The 2,556-nt window shown below is 53.6% G+C and carries 1 rRNA gene (running past one end of the window); it reads left to right on the forward strand.

The window, feature by feature from the left end:
* Positions 1-2,536, forward strand: a 23S ribosomal RNA gene (locus ACK8OE_RS20620) (it extends 242 nt beyond the left edge of the window).
* Positions 2,537-2,556: the final 20 nt, after the last annotated feature.

Genomic DNA, 2,556 nt, shown 5'->3' on the forward strand with positions numbered 1-2,556 from the left:
CTCAGTACCCGGAGGAAAGGACATCAACCGAGACTCCGAAAGTAGTGGCGAGCGAAATCGGACCAGGCCAGTGATCTTGTGATATAAAGCCGAACAGTCTGGAAAGGCTGACCATAGCGGGTGATAGTCCCGTAGGCGTCAACTAGCAAGATCCTCGAGTAGGGCGGGACACGTGAAATCCTGTCTGAATATGGGGGGACCACCCTCCAAGCCTAAGTACTCCTCTGCGACCGATAGTGAACAAGTACCGTGAGGGAAAGGTGAAAAGCACCCCGACAAGGGGAGTGAAACAGAACCTGAAATTGGAAGCCTACAAGCAGTCGGAGCCCCCAAGCGGGGTGACGGCGTACCTTTTGTATAATGGGTCAGCGACTTCATGTGCCGAGCAAGCTTAAGCCGATAGGTGTAGGCGTAGCGAAAGCGAGTTTGAATAGAGCGTTAAGTTCGTCGCATGACGACCCGAAACCAGGTGATCTATCCATGAGCAGGATGAAGGTAGGGTAACACCTACTGGAGGTCCGAACCGGTGTCTGTTGAAAAAGACTCGGATGACTTGTGGATAGGGGTGAAAGGCCAATCAAACCTGGACATAGCTGGTTCTCCGCGAAATCTATTTAGGTAGAGCGTCGGATGTATTCCTTGGGGGGTAGAGCACTGGATGGATGCGGGCGGCGCGAGCTGTACCAATTCTAACCAAACTCCGAATACCCAAGAGAACTGTCCGGCAGACACACGGCGGGTGCTAACGTCCGTCGTGAAAAGGGAAACAACCCTAACCATCATCTAAGGCCCCCAAGTTATGGCTAAGTGGGAAACGATGTGGGATTGCATTGACAATCAGGAGGTTGGCTTAGAAGCAGCCATCCTTTAAAGAAAGCGTAACAGCTCACTGATCAAGCGATCCTGCGCGGAAAATGTAACGGGGCTCAAGCCATACGCCGAAGATATGGGTTCACGTAAGTGAGCGGTAGCGGAGCGTTCCGTAAGCCTGAGAAGGTCAATCGTGAGGTTGGCTGGAGGTATCGGAAGTGAGAATGCTGACATGAGTAGCGATAAAGAGTGTGAGAGACACTCTCGCCGAAAGACCAAGGGTTCCTGCGTAAAGCTAATCTGCGCAGGGTTAGCCAGCCCCTAAGGCGAGGCCGAAAGGCGTAGTCGATGGGAATCCGGTGAATATTCCGGAGCCAGTATGAAGTGACGGATGGTGTAAGTTGTACGTGCTTATTGGATTGTACGTGCAGCGAAGCTGTCCCTGGAAATAACTCATACATAGACTGTACCCGAAACCGACACAGGTGGTCAGGTAGAGCATACCAAGGCGCTTGAGAGAACTATGCTGAAGGAACTCGGCAAATTACACGCGTAACTTCGGGATAAGCGTGACTCACCTTGCGCAAGCAGGACTGAGTGGCACAAGCCAGGGGGTAGCGACTGTTTATCAAAAACACAGGGCTCTGCGAAGCTGTAAAGCGACGTATAGGGTCTGACGCCTGCCCGGTGCCGGAAGGTTAAAAGGAGGGGTGCAAGCTCCGAATTGAAGCCCCGGTAAACGGCGGCCGTAACTATAACGGTCCTAAGGTAGCGAAATTCCTTGTCGGGTAAGTTCCGACCTGCACGAATGGCGTAACGACTTCCCCACTGTCTCCAGCATAGGCTCAGCGAAATTGAATTCCCCGTGAAGATGCGGGGTTCCCGCGGTCAGACGGAAAGACCCTATGAACCTTTACTATAGCTTCGCCTTGGCGTTAGCAGCAACATGTGTAGGATAGGTGGGAGGCTATGAAGCAGGGGCGCCAGTCTCTGTGGAGCCATCCTTGAAATACCACCCTTATTGCTGTTGGCGTCTAACCGCGGCCCGTCTATCCGGGTCCGGGACATGGCGTGGTGGGTAGTTTGACTGGGGCGGTCGCCTCCCAAAGTGTAACGGAGGCGCGCGATGGTGGGCTCAGAACGGTCGGAAATCGTTCGCTGAGTGCAATGGCATAAGCCCGCCTGACTGCGAGACTGACAAGTCGAGCAGAGACGAAAGTCGGCCATAGTGATCCGGTGGTCCTGCGTGGAAGGGCCATCGCTCAACGGATAAAAGGTACTCTAGGGATAACAGGCTGATTTTGCCCAAGAGTCCATATCGACGGCAAAGTTTGGCACCTCGATGTCGGCTCATCACATCCTGGGGCTGGAGCAGGTCCCAAGGGTATGGCTGTTCGCCATTTAAAGTGGTACGTGAGCTGGGTTCAGAACGTCGTGAGACAGTTTGGTCCCTATCTGCCGTGGGTGTTCGAGACTTGAGAGGATCTGTCCCTAGTACGAGAGGACCGGGATGGACATACCTCTGGTGGACCTGTCGTGGCGCCAGCCGCGCAGCAGGGTAGCTAAGTATGGAATAGATAACCGCTGAAAGCATCTAAGCGGGAAACTAACCTCAAAACAAGGTCTCGCTGAGGATCGTGGTAGACGACCACGTTGATAGGCTGGGTGTGGAAGCTCCGTGAGGAGTGAAGCTAACCAGTACTAATAATCCGATCGGCTTGATCGTTCCCTCAAATAAACGCACCG

It is taken from the genome of Asticcacaulis sp. W401b (genome assembly GCF_046503825.1).
GTDB lineage: Bacteria > Pseudomonadota > Alphaproteobacteria > Caulobacterales > Caulobacteraceae > Asticcacaulis.